A 21,239-nucleotide genomic window follows, 5' to 3' on the forward strand; every position below is an offset into this window, starting at 1 on the left:
GTCGACCCGCTCTCCGGTCGCAATTGGACAGTCGTCAACCCGTCGGTCCGCCACCACACCGGCCGCCCAGTCGGCTACCAGCTGATGCCGGGGACGAACATCCTGCCGCTGGCCCAGAGCGGATCGCAAACGAGCAGGCGCGCGGGCTTCGCGTACCGGCATTTGTGGGTCACCGCCTACGATCCTGACCAGCGCTACGCGTCCGGCGATTACCCCAACCAGCGTCCCGGCGACGACGGACTGGTCGAGTACGTCCGGGCCGACCGGCCAATCGTGGACGCCGATGTCGTTGTCTGGTACACGTTCGGAGCGAACCACGTGCCGCGCCCGGAGGACTGGCCGGTGATGCCGGTGTCCAAGGTGGGCTTCCATCTCAAACCGGTGGCGTTCTTCGCCGCGAACCCGGCGTTGGATCTGCCGAGACCTCGGTGCTGAGGCTTGCGGCGGCGGTATCGTCGGCAGGACAAGGCTTTGCGGGAGGCGACGCTCGGGCATGCCGTCGGGAGGACCGGCTCCGGCGCCTCCCGACAGCACCCGCGAATCAGGACTTGGGCAGCGTCACGCCGTACCTCTTGGCCGACAACGTCGCCGGGAAGAAGCACGAGGTCTGAGTGTCTCCGCCGGACAGCGTGCCGAGACCCTTGCCCCCGTCATAGGCCGGACCGCCCGAGTCGCCGTGATCGGAATGCGCGGTCGTGCAGAACTCGTGGTAGACCGTGTAACCCTCCGCCTCGAAGGTGTAGTCGACCTTGGTCACCTCACCCGACGTCACGCCCGAAGTGATCCCGGCCCGCTTGATCTGCTCACCCACCGTCGCATCGGCGAACTCAGTGATCTTCGTGCCGTCGTTGATCTCGCTCGGTCCCTCGCCCGAAGCGTTCTCCACGAGCATGTTGTCCTCGTCGGGGAACACCGCGTCGACGGTCTTGCCGTCGTTCCACGGGCCGCCGCCGCCGAGTTTCTCGCAGTGGCCGGCGGAAAGGAGCAGCTTCTGGCCGTCCTTCTCCACGTTGAACCCGTTGGAACAGGACGCTTGACCGTTGCTGATCTTGTCGCCGCCCTTGATGAACAACGACATGGCGCCGGGATGGTGCTCGACGCGGACCATGTCGCCGTACTGGCGGGCGGTCTCGAGCAGCGAGTCCTTCTGCGCCTTCGGGGTGGCGTCGTAGACGTCGACGACGACCTGGTTGCGGGCGAGGTCGAGGCCCCAGCCGGCGCTGGGCACGCCGCCGGTGGCGTCCAGGTGCTGCTTCACCGTGCCGAGCTGGCCCAGGCTGTACCGCACCACCTTCGCGTTCAGCCCGGACGCGCGGACCTTGGCCGCGTCGGCGTCGTTCAGCACAGTGACGACCGAGGCGCCGCTGTCGTCGAGGTAGTGCCCGCCGGTGGCGGAGCCGAGGCTGTTCATGACCGCGGCCGGTGTCGCCGCCGCGGACGCGGCAGGCACGGTGGTCATGGCGAGGGCCAGCGTGCCGAACGAGCCGACGGCGAGGACGCTCGGCCTGAAACGTGTCGATCGCATGTGTTTCCTCCTGTGCGGAACGGGAGAGAAAGGACGTGCACCGAGCGGGGAGTCCGCGTGAGGGCCTCCGGATTCGGTGCCGGGCTCGGCTGAGTGCGGAGGCAGCTCCGCCCGGGTGCGTCGGGTGACCGGATCGGGACCATGAACCTCCAGTTCGGCGGTCCGGACCGTCTCGTCGTTGAAACGGAACGTGATCAACCTTCGGTTCGTGATTCTCGAACAATTCGGGGCAAGTGCGACACCGACGAAGGTAGGTTCACGTTTGTCGCAATCCCGCGCCCGAACGGCGCAGCGGAGGCGACGAGCGCGGCGCGCCCAGCGCGGTCGACGCCTCCGTGCTCGGCCTGCGGGCGGTCGGGCGCGAGTGTCCACTTGGGACGGTCGCTTCCACGCCTGGCGCCGGCCGGAACTCAAGCCGGACCGAGACGTTCGAGCGACACCGTCGCTTTCCGGCGCACTGGAAAACGGTTCTTGCCGCTCTTTCTCGCGTCGTTATTCGCGGACGGGCGATCAAGCCCGTCCGCGAACAACTGGCCGCCGGGTTACTCGCCGGTGCTGTCTCCACGCCGGCCGTGGGCGCACCGGCTGGGCTCGGCGCGCAGGCACACCGCACCTCCGTTGACGCGCAGCCCGGCGTCGTCGAACGCGGTGGTCCAGGAACGGGCGATGGCGGTCTGGGCGGTGGCGAGCGGGATCAGGCCACTGCAGACGGCGTCTTTGAGTTTATTCTCGACCGCGTCCTTGGGATTGGGAATCTTCCCCGGCTCGACCCACAGGTTGCGCGGGTCGTCAGGCGCTCCCCCGAGTTCCAGGGAGACAAGGTGGTCGTACTCGCCGGTCTCGCCGGCGGGCAGGGTGTACGCCTTCGCCGTGGTGTCCTTCATGCGACTGGTCTTGCCGGTGGGCGGACGCACGGTTTTGGTCCAGCCGCTCTTGCACACCGTCGTGGCGATATTCGCTTGGGAGACCTGCGGATTCACCGCACCGGGGGTGCAGGACGGATCTGGCGTCGGTTGCCCGTCGCGGTTGCCGAGGTGGCAGGAACCAGCTGCCGGAAGCGGCGTCGAAGAGCTTCCGACCGACAGCGCGGCACCGCCGGCCGCCTGGGCAGGCGCTTTGCCGCCGCTCGGTTGCTGCCCGGTCGCGTGGCCGGGGGTGCACGCGGAGCATGCCACGATCCCCGCGGCAAGAACCCCAGCGAGACGTACCGCCCGAAGCGGACGTAAACCCTTCTTCAGCACGTTCTTCCTTTCACCGCAGCAACAATCACGCGCGCCCAGATCCGGGCGGCGCACAGCTTCTCCGCTGCCGCCGGAAGCGAGCGGCAGCGACACGCGCCCTTCCTCGGAAATCCCCCGCGCGTCGGGGCCGGTCGCGCCGGCAGGTTCGGATGTTTCCGACGTCGCAGCATCAACTACGCACCAGGACAGCCGGCCCATTGGCGGAGGATGCGGGGGCCTTGACGTGCTGAACGAAGCGGACATGACCGGCGTAACGAACGGAGTCGCACACACGACTACAAATCACCACGCGCCAAGGAGTTTGCTCATGTTCAAGGGCGTCGCCCTCTTCGCCGCGGCGGCCGCGGCAGCCGTCACCTTCACCGCCTGTTCAGGTGGTGACGCAGGCGATCTCGGTGCCGGCGGGGTGACTCCCGCCGCCGCTTCGACACAAGGATCCTGTCCTCCGCTGCAGACCGGACAGTCGTGCGTCAACGGGCAACTGGTCCAGTCGAGCCCGACCAGCGAGACTCCGCCCCAGGTCACGTCCAGCCCGGCCGGCGAGACTCCGCAGTCGTCGCCCCCAGCCGAGTCCAGCCCGGCCAGCGAGGCTCCGCAATATCCGCCCCAGGTCGAGCAGGCCCGCGATTCCGCGCAGTCGTATCTCGGCTACACCGCCTTCTCGCGAAACGGCTTGATCGACCAACTGTCCTCGAAGTACGGCGACAGCTACCCGAAGAACGTCGCCACCCAGGCGGTGGACAGCCTGGACGTCGACTGGAACGCGCAGGCGGCCAAGGCAGCACAGTCCTACCTGGACTACACCTCGTTCTCGTGCACCGGCCTGATCCGGCAGCTGTCATCGAGGTACGGCGGGCAGTTCACCAATGCCCAGGCCAAGTTCGGCGCCCACCAGACGAAGGCGTGCAAATGACAGCCCACGGCATACGGAATCGTCCGTACCGCGGCCAGGGCTCGCGGACTTAAAGGTCACAAGCGCCCAGACCTGTTGCCGTACAAAGGAATGCCACGAGCGGCAGCCGCCTGCGGGCTGGCAGCCCGGGTGACCGCTAGGCAGGCTCATGAATAGTTCCACGCCACGCGCCGCACTCCGCGCTGCCGGCCTCGCCTCGATCAGGGAACGACCTCCGCCATCCCCCCGCCGTCGATCGCGGACGCGGCGAGTGCGCGCATGCGGCGGAGCAGGCGGGACGTCACCGGGCGGACTAGCGGATGGACCCCGCCGTTCGCCTCGGCGGCCTGTTGCCACTTCGCCTGGCGAGCCTGGCGGACGGCGGGGTCGGCCAGTTCGGCGCACTCGAGGGTGTCGGTGTGCAGGTCGACGGTGATCGTGTCGCCGTCCTCGACGAGGGCGATGGGGCCGCCGAGCGCGGCCTCCGGGCCGACGTGTCCGATGACCAGGCCGACCGATCCGCCGGAGAACCGGGCGTCGGTCATCAGCGCGATGGAGATGCCTTTCGTCCGGCACAGCGCGGTGATGCGGGAGGTCGGGTCGAGCATCTCGGGCATGCCCGGCGCGCCCCGCGGGCCTTCGTAGCGGATGACGACCATGTCCCGGTCCGCGAACTCGTCCGGCGTCTCGACCAGCGCCCGCAGCAGGGACTGCTCGCTGTCGAAAACGCGCGCCCGTCCCTCGAAGCGGCCGTCGACCACGCCGGTCTCGACTCCGGCCAGTTTGATCACCGCGCCGCCGCCGGGAGCGAGGTTGCCCGACAGCAGCCGCAGGCCGCCGGTGGGCTTGAACGGCTCGGTGACCGGGAAGATCACCCTCCCGTCCGGGGCGGGCGGGTCGAGCCGTTCGATTTGCTCGCTGAGGGTCTCGCCCGTGCAGGTCAGGGCGGAGCCGTCGAGCAGGTCGTGCCGGAGCAGTTCCGCCACCACCGCCTGCAGGCCGCCGGCGGCGTCGATGTCCACCATGCTGTACTGCCCGAACGGCCGGGCGTCGACGAGCACCGGGACGGTCCGGGAGAGCCGGTTGAACTCCTCTTGAGTCATCACCTCGGACCAGAAGTCAAGGCCGGCCGCGCGGGCGATCTCCGGCGCGTGCAGGACCACGTTCGTCGAACCGCCCAGCGCGATCGCCACGACGGCGGCGTTGCGGAACGCGAGCGGGGTGGCCAGAGCGCGCGGCGTTATTCCGCGCTGGGTCATGATTTCGAGGCAGTCCACGATCTGCTCGGGGAATTCCTCGACCCGGCGCGGGTCCTCGGACGCCGGCGACACCATATGCAGCGGCTCCAGCCCCAGCACGGCGATGAAGGACTGCATCGTGTTGTAGGTGAAGATCCCGCCGCAGCTGCCGTGCCCGGGACACGCGTTGCGCGCCCACCGCTCGCGTTTGGCCGCGTCCGGGTCCCCGGCGACCTGGAAGCAGCTGACCAGATCGATCGTTTCCCCGGTTTCGGGATCCGTGCCCGGACGGATGGAACCGTCGGAAACCACCACCGCGGGCACGTCGCGCTCCAAGATCGCCGCCGTGGCGCCGACCGGAGGCTTGTCGCACGCCACCACGGCGACGACTCCCCGCATCTCGCTGCCCTCGAAATGCAGGGACAACCCGTCGTTCGTCGTCTCGCGGCCGATCAGCGAGTACCGCATCTGCGGGGTGCCGTTGCGCTGGCCGTCCGAGATCCCGCCCGAGTAGTTCGGGGCGAGCAGCCGGACGGGCAGGTCGCGCTCGCGGATCCGGCGCGCCAGTGCTTCGTGGATCGCCGCGACTTTGTCCGTGACGCCGACGTAGCAGACGCTGTCCCCCAAGGTCCCGACGACGCCCCACGCGTCCCCGTGGATCTTGTCCACGTCCTGGCCCAGCGACCGGGCCGTGGCCACCGCCTGGCAGTCCTGGCCCGGACGCCACACATCCCGGCGGCTCGACTCGTCCATCAGCTCTCCCGTCGTCGACTCGATCGTCCCTATCGTCGCAGATCCGGCCGGGTGCGCAGCTCGAGCGGCTACGCCGAGACGGTCCGCCCTCTCACCCTCGCACTGACACCCTCGGCGATCGATCACCCGCGGTTCGCGAACTCCGAAGGCCGCCAACCGCGCACACAGCAGCAACCGCGAAGGCCGCAGCCTCGTAGGTCATCGCGTGCCACAACGCCGCACCCGCCGTCGCGGCTGGGGCGGCGTAGGCGATGCCAGCGAACGTGACTCCCAGCGTTCCGCCCAACTGCTGCGCCGTAGGAAGCAATCCGGAAACCGAAGCCGCCGCCTCGGGGCGCGCCCTGGCGATGATCTGGGTGAATGCCGACGCGGTGAAGACCCCGAAGGCGACTCCGCCGACGCACAACGCGAGCCAATACCACCAGCGCAGGTCGATCAGCACCGGGACGGCAAGGCACACCAGTCCCATCGCGAGCGAGGCGGCGGCGAGCGCTCGGGGGCCGAACCGGTTGCCCAGGCTGTTCGCGATCCGGCTGCCGGCCAGCGCTCCGACGGCGTACGGCGTGACGCTCAGGCCCGTCTCAAGCGGGCTCCAGCCCTTGACGCCCTGCAGGTGCATCGACAGCAGCAGAGTGAAGGACGGGACGCCCGCGTTGAAGACCAGCACGGCGGCCAGTCCCCATCTGGTCGCCGGTTCATCCAATGTGGACGGTTGGATGAGCGGTTCCGCCGCCCTGCGCTGGGAAAGCACGAAACCAGTCAGCGCTACCGCCGCCAGGGCCAGGCTTGCCCAGGTCCACGGCGGCCAGCCGGTCTCGCGTCCCATCGTCAGCGGGAACACCAGCAGTGCGAAGCCCAGCAGGCTCAGCGTCGCGCCGAGCGGATCCACGCGCGTGGGTTTGCGTTCTTCCCGGACGGACGGCAGCGCGGGCGAGAGCGCGAGGGCGGCGATCCCGATCGGGACGACCACCAGCATCGCCGCCCGCCAGCCCAGTCCCAGCGGATCGAGCTGGGTCAGCACGCCGCCGAGCACCGGGCCGGCGAGGGAAGCCGCCGCCATCGTCGCTCCGAAGGCGCTCAGCGCGACGGGGCGGCGGTTCGCGGGCAGCGCCGACTGGATGATCGACAGGATCTGGGGCGCCATCAGGCCGCTGCCGAAACCTTGCAGGGCGCGCCCGGCGATCAGCACCCACGCGTCCGGCGCGGCGGCAGCCCCGATCGAGGCGGCGGTGAACAGCGCCATCCCGGCGACGAACATCCGGCGGTAGCCGTACTTGTCCCCCAGCCGCGCGGAGACGAGCAGCGAGCAAGCGTAGGTGAGGGTGTAGGCGGCGAGGACCAGCTGGGTCTCCGCCGCCCCGGCGTTCAGGTCCCGCTGGACGTCGACCACGCCCACCTGCATGACCGTGACGCTGAACAGCTGCACAAACGTGCCGGACAGCACAATCGGCAGCAGAAGTCGTTGCGACGAAGGAGAAAGACGCACCGAGCTCATCGGTCGGACCGGTACAGGGCGACCGCGGCGAGGGTCGTCGCCAGTTCGTCCGGCCGGGTCACGAACGGAGAATGGCCGCCCGGCAGGGAGTGCACGTGGAACGGGTTGTCCGGGGTCAGCCGGTCCGCCTCGGCGATCATCAGGTCCTGGGTCGCGGGCGGCAGGGCGAGGTCGTCGGCCAGCCGCACGTAGGAGCGGGAGATCCGTCCCCAGCGCGCCGCGGAGACCGGGACCGGGGTGGTGAAGTTCGCGAACGGGAGGTCGGGGTGCAGGAACTGCCGCCACGATTCCGGGCTGCCCTCGGGGAGATCGTCGAGAAACGCCCGGCGGATGACGCCCACGACGGCCGGGTCGGGGGAAAGCGGGTTGATCCGGATCGCGCCGAGTCGGCCCGGATCGCCGACCGGCGGGACCTGGACGGCGCCCGCGTTCTCCTTGGCCTCGATGTAGTCGGCGAACCGGGGCCGGCCGCCGGGCACGAACGCGGACAGATAGACGAGCCGGTCGACGAGCTCCGGTGCCTGCTCCGCGGCGGCGGACGCGGCCGCGCCGCCGGCGCTGTGGGCGACCAGGACGACGTTCCGGTACCGGGTGCGCGCGCTGACGAGCGCGTTGAGCACGACGTCCGTGCTGTCCTGCATGGTGACGTCGTGCAGGGCCGACCTTTCGCTGGCGAAGCCGGGCTGGCCAGGCAGGAAATACCCGCTGGGAACAGGCGCGTCGAGCCCGCTCCCCGGCAGGTCCACGGCGACGCTGGCGAGGCCGTGCCGGGCGAGCGCGCGTTGCGCCGCTGTCCAGTGCAGGGCGGAATGCCAGGCGCCGTGCACGAGCACGATGACGGTCTCGGACGAGGAGGGTCGGGTCACTTGAGGTCCTTCGGGAGTCGATCACGGACCTCCCCAGAGCACACCCGCCGTGCAGCGTTATCCACTGCGATATCTTGCGAATGCCTTCGCGATACTTCCTGCGTATCATGACGCCGTGGAAGCTCGTCACCTCCGTTACGCCCTGGCCCTCGCTGAACACCAGCACTTCGGCCGCGCCGCCGCGTCGTTGGGCATTGCCCAGCCGCCGTTGTCGACGCAGATCGCCGCGCTCGAGCGGGAAGTCGGCGAGCGGCTGTTCGACCGCACCGCACGCGGCGTTTTTCCCACCGCCGCCGGGGACGCGTTCCTCGCCAGGGCGCGCGGCGCGCTTGCCGAGATGAGCCTCGCGCTGGTCGACGCGGGCCGCGCGGCACGCGGGGAGACCGGGAGGCTGCGCCTCGGGTTCATCGGGTCCGCGCTGCTCGACCCGCTGCCCGGGGTGATCGGCCGGTTCCGGAGGACTCGTCCGGAGGTCCGGATGACCTTGCAGGAGCTGGACAGTTCCGCCGGGTCCGCGGCGTTGCTCGCGGGCGAGCTGGACGTGGCGGTGGGACGGGGCAGCCCCCGCGGCACCGGCGCGGAGCACCTGGTCACCGTGCCCATCGGCGCCGACCACCTGGTGGCCGCGGTTTCGGCGGGACATCCCTTCGCCGGGCGCCGGTCCGTCGACGTCGAACAGCTCTCCCGCGAGCCGCTCGTGGTCAGCGCGGACGCGGCGGGCTCCTATCTCAGATCGGTGTTCGAGCCCGCCGCCCTCGACAGCGCCACGCTGGCGCGCGACATCCACACGATCGCCGGGCTCGCCGCCTGCTCCGCGGGAGTCGGCCTCGGTCCGGAACGGATGCGGCTGATCGCTCGCAAGGACATCTGGTTCTGCGCCGTCGAGCCTCGATTCCGGCTGCCGGACCTGCAGATGTCCTTCCGGGCGGCCGATTCCTCGCCGACGCTGGCCGCTTTCCTTTCCGTGGTCCGGCAGAACTGCGCCGACGTCGGCGGCCGGCTCGACGAACTGCTCGCCCGGCACCCGGCCGCCACCGGGCGACAGCCGTCGCCCGGCGACTCGTGACTCGAAACGCCGACCGCAAGGGAGAAAGCATGCTTCGGAACACACTCGAGTCGGTGCGCCTCGACGACGTCGAACTGGCCTGCCGCGTCGTCGGCGACGGACCGGAACTGGTCGTCCTGGTGCACGGATGGCCGCAGACGCACGAGTGCTGGCGCCAGGTCATCCAGCCGCTCAGCCACGGCCGCACCGTCGTCGCCCCGGACCTGCGCGGCTACGGCGCATCCGGACTGGCCCGCTCGGGCGGCTACGACAAACGCGCCACCGCCGCCGATCTCAGCGGCCTGATCCACCACCTGGGATTCGAATCGGCGACGGTGATCGGGCACGACCGCGGCGCCAGGGTCGCGCACCGCTGGGCGCTCGACCGCCCCGCCGACATCACCGCGCTGGCCCTGCTGGACATCCTGCCGACCAGGGTGGTCATGAACTCGTTCGACCGCGGCTCCGCGAACGCGATGTGGCACTGGTTCTTCCACCGGAACTCCGAACTGGCCGCGAAACTGGTCTCCGGGAACGTCGAGGCCTACCTCGGCCATTTCCTCGCCAGGGTGCGCGAAACCGGAGCCGTCGACGAGGAAACCTTCCGGCATTACGTCCAAGCGTTCGACGACCCGAAGCGGCTGCACGCGTCCTTTGAGGACTACCGCACCGGCTTCTCGACCGACCTCGACCGCGACGAGGCGGACCACGCCGCCGGAGCGCGGATACAGGCGCCGCTGCTGCTCCTGTGGGGCGCCGAAGGGGGCCTCGGCGGACTCGACGTGGTGAAGGTCTGGCAGGAACACCACGCTGATCCGGCTGTTGTGCGCGGGTGGTCGGTTCCTGGCGGGCATTACGTTCCGGAGGAAGCGCCGGGGGCGGTCGTGGATGCGGTCGAGGGGTTTTTGGGGTGAGGGCGGCTGTGTTTGATTGCCGCGACTTCGTCGCGGCGGAGAAATCGCCTTCATCCGGTTTCTTCCCTCCCGATCCGCTCGGCCCGGGGGCCGATCGGATCGCTCAGTCCAGAAACCGGGGCGATTTCTCGTTGTGGTCGGGTGTGGGGTCAGGGCGACCCGGGGCGATTTCTCGGGTCGGTTCAGTGGGCGGTCAAGGCGACGGTGGGGCGATTTCCCGGTTCGGTGCGGCGGGGGGTTAGGGCGACGGCCGGGGCAGGTTTGCGGGGTGGGGGTCGATGGCTGTTCGCGCAGGGGCTGGCAGCTCGGCTCAGGGCGGGCGGGAGCGGGCTTCGCCGTGGAGACCGGATTGCCGTCGAGTGTCTCTGCTGGAGGGGGCGGGTGGGTCGCGAGTTCGGTGGGGCGTTAGGCCGTGGACTCGTAGGTGGGATCGGCCTGGTAGCTCCGGGCGGTTTCCCGCAGGCAGCCCAGCAGCACGTCGCCGTGCTTCAGGTCGTTGCTTGCCCAGGCTGCCCACGTCCGCATCCAGTGCTCGGGGCGCTCCGCGTGCAACGGGATCCATCGCCAGGCGGGGAACCACTTCCGGGCGGACGTCGCGCCGATGAGCACTGTGTCGACCCCTGAGCTGGTGGCGATCAGTTCGCTGTGCTCGGAAAACGCGCGGAACAGCCAGTCGACTTCGGTTCCGGTCGCGGTCGCCGCCGCGCGGAGGCTGACCTCTTCTCCCTTGGCGGAATGGGCCATGACGCGCAGCCCGCCGAGATCGGTGACATCGAGCTGCTCCCGGTCGCCCGGCCCGGTGCCTTCGCGGAAAACGCAGCCGAGCCGTTGCCGGAACAAGAGTTCCTTGTGGAGCTCGGGCGGCTGCGTGTGCACGAGGCTCAGATCCAGCAACCCGTTGAGCAGCAACCGGCGCTGTTCCTCGCTGGTGGCTTCGACGATCGCGAAATGGATCTCCGGCGCGGCTTCGCGCACCGCGTTCAGGTAATCCTCGATCCAGCCTGCCGGAATCCCCGACGGGACTCCCAAGTGGACGAGACGCCGCGCGCCGGCCGCGGCCTGGAGGACCTCGGGGACCCGGTCGACCAGCTCGAAGATGGACAGCAGGTGGTCGCGCAGTCCCTCGCCGACCGCGGTCAGCTCGGTGCCGGTCGCGGTGCGCCGCAAGAGCTGGTGCCCGAGCGACTTCTCCAGCCGGGCGATCTGCCTGCTCAGCGTCGGCTGAGTGAGGTGCAGGGCCGCCGCGGCGCGCGAGATCGAGCCGAACTCGGCGACAGCGCGGAAATAGTCGAGGTGGCGCAGCTCCAGCATGAACCGATGATATGCCTCTGGGGCATGGCAAGGTCGATCGATAGGCATTTGATCTATACCTGCTGGTCGCTCAGGATCGTCCCAGCGAGCAGACGAGCGGAGAGGAAGCGATGACCGTCGAGTTGGCTTTCGAGCAGTTGCCAGGGCCGGAGCAAGCCCCGTTCGTCTTCGTGCTCGTCCACGGCTGGGCACGCTCGCGCTCGGATTGGCATCCCGTTCTGCCTGGCCTGCAACGGATCGCTCCGGTCGTGCTCGTCGACCTGCGCGGGCACGGCGAGTCCGGGCCGGGGCCGGACATGCGGCTGCCGCACGTGGCCGCGGACGTGCGCGCGCTGGTGGACCGGCTCGGTCTCGGCCGGGTGGTGCTGGTCGCTCATTCCGCGGGCAGCGAGGTGGCCGCCTTCCTCGCCCGGCAGGCGCCGGAATCGGTGGCCGGGCTGGTCGTGATCGACCCGGCGTTCGGACTTCCGGACCACGATCGAGCCCGCATCGAAGCGATCGCCGAGCGGCTCCGGCGCGAGGATCCCGTTGCGGTCGCCCGGGAACACTTCGCCGACCACGGCCCGTGCCCGGCGCTCCCCGGCACCGGCGACCAGGTCGCGGCCGCGCCCGAGGCGGTCCGCGACCTGTTCATCGAATTCGCTTTCGGCGCGGAGGCGCTGCATTTCCGCTCTCAGGCGAAGCAGTTCTTCGCCGGTTTTCCCGTACCGCTGCTCGCGATCTACCGAAACGACGAACGCGCCCGCCTAGCCCGCGAGTTCCTCTCCGGTGCCACGGTCGAAGTCCTGCCGGGCGGGCATTGGACGCACCACGAGCACCCCGGCGACGTGGTGGCCGCGATCGCCGAGTTCCTGTCCCCCGCGGAAAAGAAGGAAGCACACCATGACTGAACCCCGCCGTGTCGCCATTGTCACCGGAGCCGCGGGAAAACTGGGCACTGCCATCGCCGAACGCCTGCTCGAAGACGGCGTCGCCGTCGTGGTGGCCGACGTCAAGTCGGGTGCGGCCGCCGCGACCGCCGCGGATCTGCGCGCCAGGTTCGCCCCGCCCGCGGTCGGCATCGCCGCGGATCTCGGGTCCGTCGAGTCGATCGAGGCCCTGGTCGCGGACGTGGGCAGGCGCTTCGGCCGGATCGACGTCATCGTCAACAACGCGGCCGTGAACCGCCGCTCCACGCTCGCCGAGCTGTCGGCGGACGACTGGGATCTCATGAGCGAGGTGAACCTGCGCGGCCCGGCGTTCCTCGTCAGCAGGGCGCTGGAGTTCTTCAAGGCGCAACACGGCGGCGCGGTGGTCAACATCGCCTCGCGCAACTGGGTTTCCGGCGGGCCGGTCGCCTACACCGCTATGAAAGCCGGGCTCGTCGGGCTGACCCGCTCCTTCGCCACCGAACTCGCGAAGCACAACGTCACCGCGAACGCGGTCGCGCCCAGCTTCATCCGGTCCGACTTCACCGCCTACGACCGCGACGACGAGCAGATCCGGCGCCTCACCGCCGAGTACCAGGCCATCACGCCGATGCCGCGGATGGCGGAACCCCGGGACGTCGCCGAAGCCGTCGCCTTCCTGGCCTCGCCCGCGGCGTCGTTCATCACCGGCGAGGTCCTGCACGTATGCGGCGGCGCGCAGCTCGCCCCGCTCCCCCAGACCCCGCTCGCCGTCGAACACGCGGCCCTGCCGTGAAGTTCGGCGTCGCGACGATCTGCCTGCCCACAGTGGACATTCCCGAGTGCATCGCCCAGGTTCGCGCAGCGGGTTTCGCCGGGATCGAATGGCGGGTCGAGCCGCGCCCCGGCAGCATCCGAGACCCCAAGCCCGCGCATCCGTACCTGGTCGGCCACCGCGCCACCCTCCCGCTGGACCTGCCCACGGCCGAGTCAGTCGCCCGCGACACGCGCGCGGCAGGACTCGACGTAATCGGCCTGGCACCCTACCTCGAGGTCGGCGACACCGAGATGCTCCGGCTCGCGTGCGACCTGGCGAACGCTGCCGGCGCTCCGCAAATCCGGTTGCAGGCACCGCGAATCTCCCGAACGGGACAGTCCTATTCGGACCTGTTCGAGCGCACCGTCGCGTTCTTCGGGGAAATCGAGACCGCCGCGAGAGCGGCCGGAATCCGCGCTCTGCTGGAGATCCACCACAACACCATCTGCCCCAGCGCCTCCCTCGCGCACCGGGTGGTCTCGCGCTTCGACCCCGCGCACGTCGGGGTCATCTACGACCTCGGCAATCTCGTCTTCGAAGGCTACGAGGCGCACGAGATCGCGCTCGACCTGCTCGGCGGCTATCTCGGACACGTGCACCTGAAGAACGCCGCGCACTTCCGCTCGCCGGGCGGCGGCTGGCAGGCCGGGTGGACTCCGCTCGAGGACGGCGAGGTCGACGTCCGCCAGGTACTCGGCCTCATCGACCGACGCGGTTACCCCGGCTGGGTCTCGGTCGAGGACATGAGCCTGGACCGCCCGCCCGTCGCGACCCTGCACCACAACGCGGCACAGCTCCGCGAGTGGGGCCTGCTGCACTGAGCTTCCCGTTACTGGACAAGGAGGTCCACAATGGATGCGACAAAGTCCGCATCGGACACCGCCGCGCCCCTGGTCGCGAAAGCATCCCGCTACCGGTGGGTGATCCTCGCCGTGTGCTGGCTGGCCTACACCCTGATCTACCTCAACCGCACGGCCTGGTCCGTGGTCGCGGTCGACGCTTCGCATTCCATCGGGCTGTCCGTGGCCCAGCTGGGGATCTTCGCGACCGCGATGTCCATCGGGTACGTGGTCACCAACATCCCCGGCGGAATCGTCGCGGACCTGATCGGCGGCCGCCTCGCCGTGGGGATTTCCCTTGTACTGGCGGGAGTGCTGACGTTCGCCTTCGGCACCGTGCGCAACCTCGGCGTGGGCATCGCGATCCAGGTCCTCATCGGGCTGGTCAGCGGCGCCGATGTCGCGTCCTTCACGAAGCTGCTCAGCCGCTGGTTCCCGCCGCGCGAGCGCGGGACCGCGTTCGGGCTGTACATCACCGCGACCGCGTTCGGCAGCGTGCTCGCCAACGCCTCCATCCCCGCGCTCATGGCGCGGCTGGACTGGAACGGGGTCTACTACCTGTTCGGCGTGCTCACCGTCGTGGCCGGCGTGGTCTGCTGGGTCCTGCTGCGCAACAACCCGCCCGGCTCGGCCGAGCCGGCAGAACCGGGCGGACGCCTCGGCTTCGCGGCGATGCTCAAGAACCGCAACCTGATGTCGCTCGCCGCCGCCGGACTCGGCATGCAGTGGGCCACCCTGGGGTTCCTGGCCTGGGGCAACTCCCTGATGGTGAAATCGCTCGGGCTCTCGGCGGGAAAGGCCGCGCTGGTCATGGTCATCGTCAGCACCACCGCGATCGGCGTCAAACCCCTGGTCGGCTTCCTGTCCGACCGCCTGCGCGGCACCCGCAAGGCGCACCTGATGATCCTGAGCGGGTACTTCGTGCTCATCCTGGTCGTCTTCGGCCTGGTGCGCGACTACACCGTCCTGCTGATCCTCGCCCCGCTTCTCGGGTTGGGCGTGTACGGCTACACGGTGCTGACCAACTCGACCGTCCCGCAGTACGCCGACCCGCGCTTCGTCGGAGGCGCCTTCGGCCTCGCCAACACGGCCTGGCAACTGGGCGGCGTATTCGCACCGATCGCCGTCGGCGCCGTCTTCAGCGCGACCGGCTCGCTGTTCCTGGCTTTCGGCGTCCTGGCGATCGGGCCGCTGCTAGGGGTTCTGCTGCTCATTCCGATCCGCGAGCAGGTAGACCGCCGCTCCGACGATGCCGCCGGGTCATCGAGCGCAGTCAGCCTTTGAGACCGGGACAGCTGCATTGTCTCGGAAACCCCTGCGGTGGAGCCAGGTTCACCGCACTCCGCTCCGCGCGGGCGCGCCTCGCCGGGCGTTGCGCCTGCTGCCGTTGACCAGGTCGTTGAAGCGGTCGACCGCCCAGATGGTGCGCAGTCCGAGCCTGCCCATCATCATCGGTCGCGGGAACTTCGGCTTCGCCGCCCACACCGTCCGCAGATCCTCGTGCCGCTCGCCGTCGATGATCGCGTCGGCGATGAGGGTGCCCACGTACGGCGCCTGCGCCAGGCCGTGGCCGTTGCAGGCGATCGAGTAGTAGATGTCGTCCCCGATCCGGCCCGCGAGGGGAAGCCAGGAAGACGTGATGGCGATCCATCCGCCCCAGGCTCGCTCGATCGAGAGGTCCGCCAGCGACGGGAAACGCGTCGCGAAGGCGCTGGCGAGTTCCTCGACCAGCCCGGGGTCCGGGGATTTTTCGGGCAGCGGATAGCTGGTTCCGCGTTCGAGGCGCCGCACGCCGAACACGACGGTGTTGCGCGGCGTGAGCCGGTAGTTCTCCATGATGGCGTGCTGGGTGACGAGGCCCATCCGGCTGGTCCAGCCCAGCTCGGCCAGCCGGTCGGGGTCGATGGGTTCCGTTTCCGCCTCGGCCACGTAGATCGGGACCGACAGGTGCCGGGGCGTGATGTCCCACTCCCCCGCGAAGGCGTTCGTGGCCAGCACTACCTTGTCCGCGCGGACCCGGCCGCGCGGGGTGGTGAGGACTGTCTGGGCGCCGTCGTGCCGGACGTCGGCGACCTTCGTCCGCTCGAAGACGCGGGCGGGCGAGTCGAGGAGAATCCGGCGCATGCCCAGGCTGAACTTGCCGGGGTTCATCATGCCGCCGATCACCTCGCGCAGGCCGCCTACGAAACCGCGCGGGATCCCGAGTTCCTCGCTCGTGCCGACCTCGACGTGACCGCCGGCGCGGGCGACGATTTTCGCCACCCGCCGCACCCGGCCCATCTGCCCGCGCGAGACTGCGGCGAAGGCGTTGCCGGTGGCCTCGTAGTCGCAGTCGATGTCGTGTTTGGCGATGAAGTCCTCGACGTGGCGGGCGGCGCGCTCGGCGAGCCGCATCATGCCGGGCATCCTCTTGCGCGACAACAGGTTCAGCAGCTGCAGGTCGCCGCCGGGGGCACCGGCCAGCTGACCGGCGTTGCGCGAACTGGAGCCGTGCCCGCAGAACCGCGACTCCAGCAGCACCACGTCGTGGCCGCGTTCGGTCAGCCGCAGCGCGGTCGACATGCCGTTGATGCCGCCGCCGACGACCGCGACTCCGCAGGTGATGTCCTCGGCCAAGGCCGGGCGGACGTCGGCGGGCGGGTCGACCCAGCCGCTGAAGGTGCGGTACTCGACGTTGTCGGTTTTCATCGGAGCTTCTCCTGGTCGATGCGATGGTCGGCGGTTCAGACCGAGCTGGCGCTGCGCTGGCCGGACGCGGGCTCGAGGCCGGTCCGGACGTTGTGCTCGTGCAGGGCGCGGTAGCTGCGGAAGTAGACGAAGAGCTGGGTCCCCCACGTGCCGAGCGCCAGGATGTAGAAGACCGTGCGGTGCTGGTCGTCCGGGAACGGGAAGAAGTCGTACATCAGCGCGATCGCGGTGCCGGCCGCGGTGGCGAGGCCGGCGCCGACGGCCAGGCCGGTGGCCCCGGCCTTCCAAAGCCGCCACGAGAAGTAGGCGAGGAACACCGTCGTGAGGATGTTGACGACGACGTAGAAGGTCGCGGGGCCGACGTACAGGTGCTCGCCGCGGAACTGCTGCAAGTACGCCCCGGCGGCGATGGCCACGGCGAAGGCCCCGATGTCGGCGGCCAGCGAAGGCTTGTACCGGCGCGTCACCCGCATCAGGCCCATCACCAGGATGAGGGTGATGCCGACCGAGCGCGAGAACGCGTCGAAGAAATACGCGACGGTGTAAAGGAAACTGCCGTCGTCGCCCCCGAGCAGCGACCAGACCAGGAAATTCGTGCCGGACGTGGCGACGATGATCCACTCCAGGCCGAGCAGGTAGTTGGAGTAGGTGCGGAGGAGCTTCCAGCCGCAGAAGAAGCCGGCGAACATCATCCACAAATCGGCCAGCAGGAAGAGCAGCTCTTTCATGTCATCGAGTCCTTAGATCGTGCCCTCGTGCCGCGGCGGAGGCGGCTCGCTCGTGTGATGGCGCTCATACGGTACGACAAACTTAGTCATCTGTTCAAGATGTTTGACTAACTTCTGGTCGCGGCTCCGGATCGATTCGCCTCGCCGCCGTCCGGGCACTGGTAAGCTCGCGCTGACTTAAACAAGCGTCCAACTTCGCGGCGCATCTCGTCCCCAGGGGAGGGCTCGTGGCACGGATCTCCGCGGCGCAGCGGCGCCAGGACTTCGTCAAGGCCGCCGTCGAGGTCATCGCGACGCACGGCATCGACGGGGCGACCACCCGGCGGATCGCCGAACAGGCGAACGCGAACCTGGCGATGGTGCATTACTGCTACGACTCGAAAGAGGACCTCTTCGCCGACGTCTACGAATTCGTGGTCGGCAAGTTCCGCACCCTGGCCGCGACGATCGACCCGCAGGCCACCGTGGAGGAGACGGCCCGCAAGATCCTGCGCGACACCATGGAGTACTACGTCGAGTCGCCGAGCTTCGCCATTTCGGCGCTGGAGCTCATCAACTGGGCGCGGCGGCAGCACGGGGACCGCGGGATCGAACTGTTCGACCGGGCGCTCGAGGGAGCGCGCTCCGCGCTGCGGGCCGCGGCCGGCGACCGCCCGGTGGACGACGAGACGATCAACGAGCTCGCCTCGGCGATCGCCTGCGTGTCGGACGGTTTCGCCGTCGGCTGGATCACCTACGGCGACCGCGCTCTCGCCGAGCAGCAGATGAAGATCGCGGACGCCCTGCTCGAAAGCTGGCTGGCGGCCCGGCTGGGCTCCGCGTCCATCGCGGGGTGAATCCCGGCGCTCGGGACTGCGGGAGGCATCAGGCGGCGTGCCCTTCGAGCACCCGCTTGAAGCCGCCCGTGCGCCGGGCGCGGGACAGCGCCGTCGCCAGAACGACCAGCGCCGGGAAGACCAGCGTGACATAGAAAGTCGTGGTGAAGGCGTCGGCGCTCGGGATGTGCGATCCCTCGAGCAGGTAGTCCGAGGTCTTGAGGTCCACCGACGCCGGATCGACCGTGCCGGCCAGCATTCCGGCGACGTCGACCGAATGGTAGACGAACCCCGACCCGTTCAGCACGATCGTGACGACCGCCGCCCCGACCGCGATCCCGATCGCCATCATCGTGCCCGGCATCCCCGCGGCCATCCCGGATTTCGTCTCCGGCACGACGAACTGCGGAATCGAGAACGCCGCGCTGTAGCCGGCCCGACTGCCGAGGCCGATGATCCCGGACGCGACGGCGTAGTGCCACGCCTGGTCGTGGGCGAGCCCGAGGAAGAGCAGGCCGGCCCCGCAGGCGGCGGCGCCGCCGATCAAGATGATCTCCGGACGGCCGCGGGCGATGAGCTTCTCGGAGTACTTGCCGCTGATGAACATGGTCAGCGCGAACGGCAGCAGGATCAGGCTCGTGGTGAGCGGGTCGAAGCCCAGGCCGTACTCCGCGAACTCACGCGACCATCCGGTCTTGCCTCCGTCCGCGGACAGCGGCAGGCCGTTCACCGTCTGGGCGTAATAGTTGGACAGCACCAGGAACGCGGCGTCGATGCACCCGAAAAGCCCGGCGGAGGCGCAGGCGGTGGTGACGTACGGCGTGCGCAGCACATCGATGTCGAAGACCGGCGCCTTGACCCGTCGCTCGGCGAAGACCCATCCGGCCGCCGCGAGGACGCCGACGAGCAGGATCGCGGTGGCGTTCTGGCCGATCGCGCCGTCCGGCGGTGCGCTGAGAGCCAGCAGGATCAACGAAACCCAGCCGATGAGCCACAGCGTGTTGCCGACGCCGAGCCGGCCCTTGGCCCGCGGCGTCGAATTCGGGACGACGACCAGCAGCGCGATCGTGGTCAGCGCGAACAGCACCGCGAGCACGAAGTAGAACGGTGCGAGCGAAAGGGCAGGCACGGTGCCGTCGGGGTTGAGGCGGGACGGCAACGACCAGATCCGCACGGAGACGCCTCCGCCGACCATGCCCAGCACCACGCCGCTGCCGGTGGCCATGATCAGCACCATGACCGCTGTGGAGATTCCCTTGCCACGCAGGTAACGGCGCAGGAAGCTGAGCGGCACGAATTGCGCGGCGCTGCCGAAGCCCAGCAGCGCGGAGCCGACGACCAGCGCCGGATAGGTGTCGACGACTGCCGCCACGAGCGCGCCGCCGGCCAGGAAACCGCCGGCGAGCAGCGCGATCGACCGGTCGCTCAGCATGTCGGTCAGCCGCGGGATGAGCACGAATCCCGCGCCGCCGCCCAAAGTCAGCGCGGCCAGGATCCAGACCGCGGCGCTCACGGAGTTGTGCGCGTAGCTCGTGGTGATGACCGGGAGCAACGGCGGCACCATGAACGACACCGCGTTGGTCACGGTGGCCAGCAGGGCGGCGACCGCGAGGAGAGCCGTACGGCTGGCCCGCCGCGTGCCCTCCAATGCCCGCACCTGGGCGAGCGCTACTTCGATCTGCATGGGTGTTCTCCAAGCTTTTTGGGCAGGGGCGAGGGATTCACAACGGGAGGCCGTGGCTGTCCACGCCGACGACGCGGTCTCCGCAGAAGACCCGCACCGACTCGGCCGGGCCGTGGCCGCCGATTCCGGCCGGGCCCCAGAAGCTCTGCGCGGAGCCGTCGCCGAGATCGGCGATCTTCGCGCCGTTGACCCGCACCTCCCCGGCGACGATGCGGGAGCCCACCTCGATCGCGCGGTCGGTGTCGGAGCCGAAGACGTAAGCGTCCAAACCGGACGGTGCGGCGTTGGCGATCCGCAGCGCCTCCTCGACGGAGTCGACGCCGTGCAGGGAGACGAGCGGGCCGAACAGCTCCGCCGTGGCGCGGGCCGGGTCGGCTCCGGCGGCGACGGCCGGGGAAAGGAAGAAGCCGCCGAGGTCCGGCAGCCGCGCGGGCTGGTGGATGCTCGCCCCGAGGTCGCGCAATCCCGCGATCCGGTTCGCCAAGGTGCGGAAATGCGGTTCGTTCGAGATCGGGCCGACCTGCGAATCCTCGTCAAGGGAATGGCCGACGACCAGTTTGGCGATCCGCTCGGTGAGGGCTTCCCGCAAGGGATCGACCATCGACCGGGGCGCGAGGACCTTTCCCGGTCCCTCGCACCACTGGCCGTTGAGTTTGGTCATCCCCTCCAGGATCCCGTCGGCGGTGCCATCCAGGTCCGCGTCGTCGAGCACGACGACCGGGTTGTTGCCGCCGAGTTCCAGTTGCAGCACCTTGAAATCCTCGGCCGCGGCGCGCGCGATGGCCCGGCCCGCACCGGGTCCTCCGGTGAAGGACACGATCTTGATCCGCGGGTCGGCGGTAAGCCGCGCGCCGACGTCACCTGCTCCGTGCACGAGCTGCAGCGCGCCCCGGGGCAGGCCTGCCTCGACGAAGCACTCGACGACGATCTGTGCGCTCGACGGCGCGTGCTCGGAGGGTTTCAGGAGGACCGGGCAGCCCGCGGCGATCGCACTGGTCACCTTGGCGGCGGGGATGAAACTCGGTCCGTTCCAAGGAGTGAGGATCGCGGCCGGGCCCCACGGGACCTTGTAGAGCCGCACGTCCCGCCCGTCGGCAGCCAATGCCGTCACGCGCGGGATGGCCACCAGATCGGCTGCGGCCGCGCGGATCCGGTACGGGAGGAACGCCGCGACAGTGCGGGTGACGCTGATCGGTGTTCCGCTGGTGAGCGCGTCCGTGCGGGCGATGTCCTCGACGCGGCTCTCCGCGATCGCGGCCGCCCGCTCCAGCATCTCGGCCCGTTCGTGCCGGGCTTCCTCGTCCCACCGGCCGACGTCGTACGCCTGCTCGGCATAGCGCAGGGCGCGTTCGAGGTCCTCCGGCGCGGTGGTGGCGAGCCGGTAGACGGGCTCGCGTGTGTTGGGGTCGACGTTCCACGCGCCCCCGGCGGTCGCGCATTCGCTCCATTCTCCGGCGATGTAGTTGACCGGCTGGGGCACCGTGATTCCGTTGCGCGGCAT

The 21,239-nt window shown here is 69.7% G+C and carries 18 protein-coding genes and 1 pseudogene; 9 read left to right on the plus strand and 10 right to left on the minus strand.

Annotated features, from left to right (window positions below; translation table 11 throughout):
• Window positions 1-435 (plus strand): annotated as a pseudogene (locus ACFXI3_RS29085) (tyramine oxidase); the annotation flags it as partial.
• A gap of 106 nt (window positions 436-541) precedes the next feature.
• Here the strand turns inward: ACFXI3_RS29085 and ACFXI3_RS29090 are convergent.
• Together ACFXI3_RS29090 and ACFXI3_RS29095 are read right to left on the minus strand one after the other, a co-directional pair.
• Window positions 542-1,525: a S1 family peptidase gene (locus ACFXI3_RS29090; protein WP_378403703.1), complete on the minus strand. Its 984-nt coding sequence runs from the start codon at window positions 1,523-1,525 to the stop codon at window positions 542-544.
• A 542-nt stretch (window positions 1,526-2,067) separates the two neighbouring features.
• Window positions 2,068-2,964 (minus strand): hypothetical protein, encoded by an 897-nt coding sequence (locus ACFXI3_RS29095; RefSeq protein ID WP_378403705.1) that lies wholly within the window; start codon window positions 2,962-2,964, stop codon window positions 2,068-2,070.
• Between the two features lie 109 nt (window positions 2,965-3,073).
• Here ACFXI3_RS29095 and ACFXI3_RS29100 point away from each other — a divergent pair, with 109 nt between their 5' ends.
• On the plus strand, window positions 3,074-3,679 hold the full coding sequence (locus tag ACFXI3_RS29100; RefSeq protein WP_378403707.1) for an Ltp family lipoprotein: 606 nt from the start codon (window positions 3,074-3,076) through the stop codon (window positions 3,677-3,679).
• Between the two features lie 200 nt (window positions 3,680-3,879).
• Here the strand turns inward: ACFXI3_RS29100 and ACFXI3_RS29105 are convergent, their stop codons facing one another.
• The 3 genes from ACFXI3_RS29105 to ACFXI3_RS29115 all read right to left on the minus strand — a co-directional run bounded on the left by ACFXI3_RS29105 (window position 3,880) and on the right by ACFXI3_RS29115 (window position 8,010).
• A complete protein-coding gene (locus ACFXI3_RS29105; RefSeq protein WP_378403709.1) occupies window positions 3,880-5,649 on the minus strand; it encodes a dihydroxy-acid dehydratase in 1,770 nt (589 codons plus the stop codon).
• Window positions 5,650-5,740: 91 nt separating this feature from the next.
• Window positions 5,741-7,144 (minus strand): MFS transporter, encoded by a 1,404-nt coding sequence (locus ACFXI3_RS29110; protein ID WP_378403711.1) that lies wholly within the window; start codon window positions 7,142-7,144, stop codon window positions 5,741-5,743.
• Complete coding sequence (locus tag ACFXI3_RS29115) at window positions 7,141-8,010, minus strand: alpha/beta fold hydrolase (RefSeq protein ID WP_378403713.1); 870 nt, start codon at window positions 8,008-8,010, stop codon at window positions 7,141-7,143. The genes ACFXI3_RS29110 and ACFXI3_RS29115 overlap by 4 nt, the downstream gene beginning before the upstream one ends.
• A gap of 115 nt (window positions 8,011-8,125) precedes the next feature.
• Between ACFXI3_RS29115 and ACFXI3_RS29120 the strand changes: the two genes are divergently transcribed.
• The gene (locus ACFXI3_RS29120; protein WP_344273433.1) at window positions 8,126-9,076 is read left to right on the plus strand and encodes a LysR family transcriptional regulator; all 951 of its coding nucleotides are present in this window, start codon (window positions 8,126-8,128) and stop codon (window positions 9,074-9,076) included.
• Window positions 9,077-9,105: 29 nt separating this feature from the next.
• Complete coding sequence (locus ACFXI3_RS29125) at window positions 9,106-9,969, plus strand: alpha/beta fold hydrolase (protein ID WP_378403715.1); 864 nt, start codon at window positions 9,106-9,108, stop codon at window positions 9,967-9,969.
• Between the two features lie 405 nt (window positions 9,970-10,374).
• Here ACFXI3_RS29125 and ACFXI3_RS29130 read toward each other — a convergent pair whose 3' ends face one another.
• Complete coding sequence (locus ACFXI3_RS29130) at window positions 10,375-11,280, minus strand: LysR family transcriptional regulator (protein ID WP_378403717.1); 906 nt, start codon at window positions 11,278-11,280, stop codon at window positions 10,375-10,377.
• A 110-nt stretch (window positions 11,281-11,390) separates the two neighbouring features.
• Between ACFXI3_RS29130 and ACFXI3_RS29135 the strand changes: the two genes are divergently transcribed.
• The 4 genes from ACFXI3_RS29135 to ACFXI3_RS29150 are packed head-to-tail and all read left to right on the plus strand — an operon-like array spanning window position 11,391 to window position 15,107.
• The gene (locus ACFXI3_RS29135; protein WP_378403719.1) at window positions 11,391-12,170 is read left to right on the plus strand and encodes an alpha/beta fold hydrolase; all 780 of its coding nucleotides are present in this window, start codon (window positions 11,391-11,393) and stop codon (window positions 12,168-12,170) included.
• Window positions 12,163-12,963, plus strand: coding sequence for an SDR family NAD(P)-dependent oxidoreductase (locus ACFXI3_RS29140; RefSeq protein WP_378403721.1), 801 nt, complete (start codon window positions 12,163-12,165; stop codon window positions 12,961-12,963). Before ACFXI3_RS29135 ends, ACFXI3_RS29140 begins: the two co-directional genes overlap by 8 nt.
• The gene (locus ACFXI3_RS29145; RefSeq protein WP_378403723.1) at window positions 12,960-13,805 is read left to right on the plus strand and encodes a sugar phosphate isomerase/epimerase family protein; all 846 of its coding nucleotides are present in this window, start codon (window positions 12,960-12,962) and stop codon (window positions 13,803-13,805) included. Before ACFXI3_RS29140 ends, ACFXI3_RS29145 begins: the two co-directional genes overlap by 4 nt.
• A gap of 30 nt (window positions 13,806-13,835) precedes the next feature.
• The gene (locus ACFXI3_RS29150; protein ID WP_378403725.1) at window positions 13,836-15,107 is read left to right on the plus strand and encodes a nitrate/nitrite transporter; all 1,272 of its coding nucleotides are present in this window, start codon (window positions 13,836-13,838) and stop codon (window positions 15,105-15,107) included.
• Window positions 15,108-15,155: 48 nt separating this feature from the next.
• Here the strand turns inward: ACFXI3_RS29150 and ACFXI3_RS29155 are convergent, their stop codons facing one another.
• The gene (locus ACFXI3_RS29155; protein ID WP_378403727.1) at window positions 15,156-16,511 is read right to left on the minus strand and encodes an NAD(P)/FAD-dependent oxidoreductase; all 1,356 of its coding nucleotides are present in this window, start codon (window positions 16,509-16,511) and stop codon (window positions 15,156-15,158) included.
• A 35-nt stretch (window positions 16,512-16,546) separates the two neighbouring features.
• Window positions 16,547-17,239 carry a transporter gene (locus ACFXI3_RS29160; protein ID WP_378403729.1) on the minus strand — a complete coding sequence of 231 codons (693 nt, stop codon included), beginning with the start codon at window positions 17,237-17,239 and terminating at the stop codon, window positions 16,547-16,549.
• A 227-nt stretch (window positions 17,240-17,466) separates the two neighbouring features.
• Between ACFXI3_RS29160 and ACFXI3_RS29165 the strand changes: the two genes are divergently transcribed.
• A complete protein-coding gene (locus ACFXI3_RS29165) occupies window positions 17,467-18,075 on the plus strand; it encodes a TetR/AcrR family transcriptional regulator (protein WP_378403731.1) in 609 nt (202 codons plus the stop codon).
• A gap of 28 nt (window positions 18,076-18,103) precedes the next feature.
• Here ACFXI3_RS29165 and ACFXI3_RS29170 read toward each other — a convergent pair whose 3' ends face one another.
• On the minus strand, window positions 18,104-19,738 hold the full coding sequence (locus ACFXI3_RS29170; RefSeq protein WP_378403733.1) for an MFS transporter: 1,635 nt from the start codon (window positions 19,736-19,738) through the stop codon (window positions 18,104-18,106).
• Between the two features lie 37 nt (window positions 19,739-19,775).
• Window positions 19,776-21,239: an aldehyde dehydrogenase family protein gene (locus ACFXI3_RS29175; RefSeq protein WP_378403735.1), complete on the minus strand. Its 1,464-nt coding sequence runs from the start codon at window positions 21,237-21,239 to the stop codon at window positions 19,776-19,778.

This window comes from Amycolatopsis sp. NPDC059235 (assembly GCF_042754125.1).
Lineage (GTDB): Bacteria > Actinomycetota > Actinomycetes > Mycobacteriales > Pseudonocardiaceae > Amycolatopsis > Amycolatopsis albidoflava.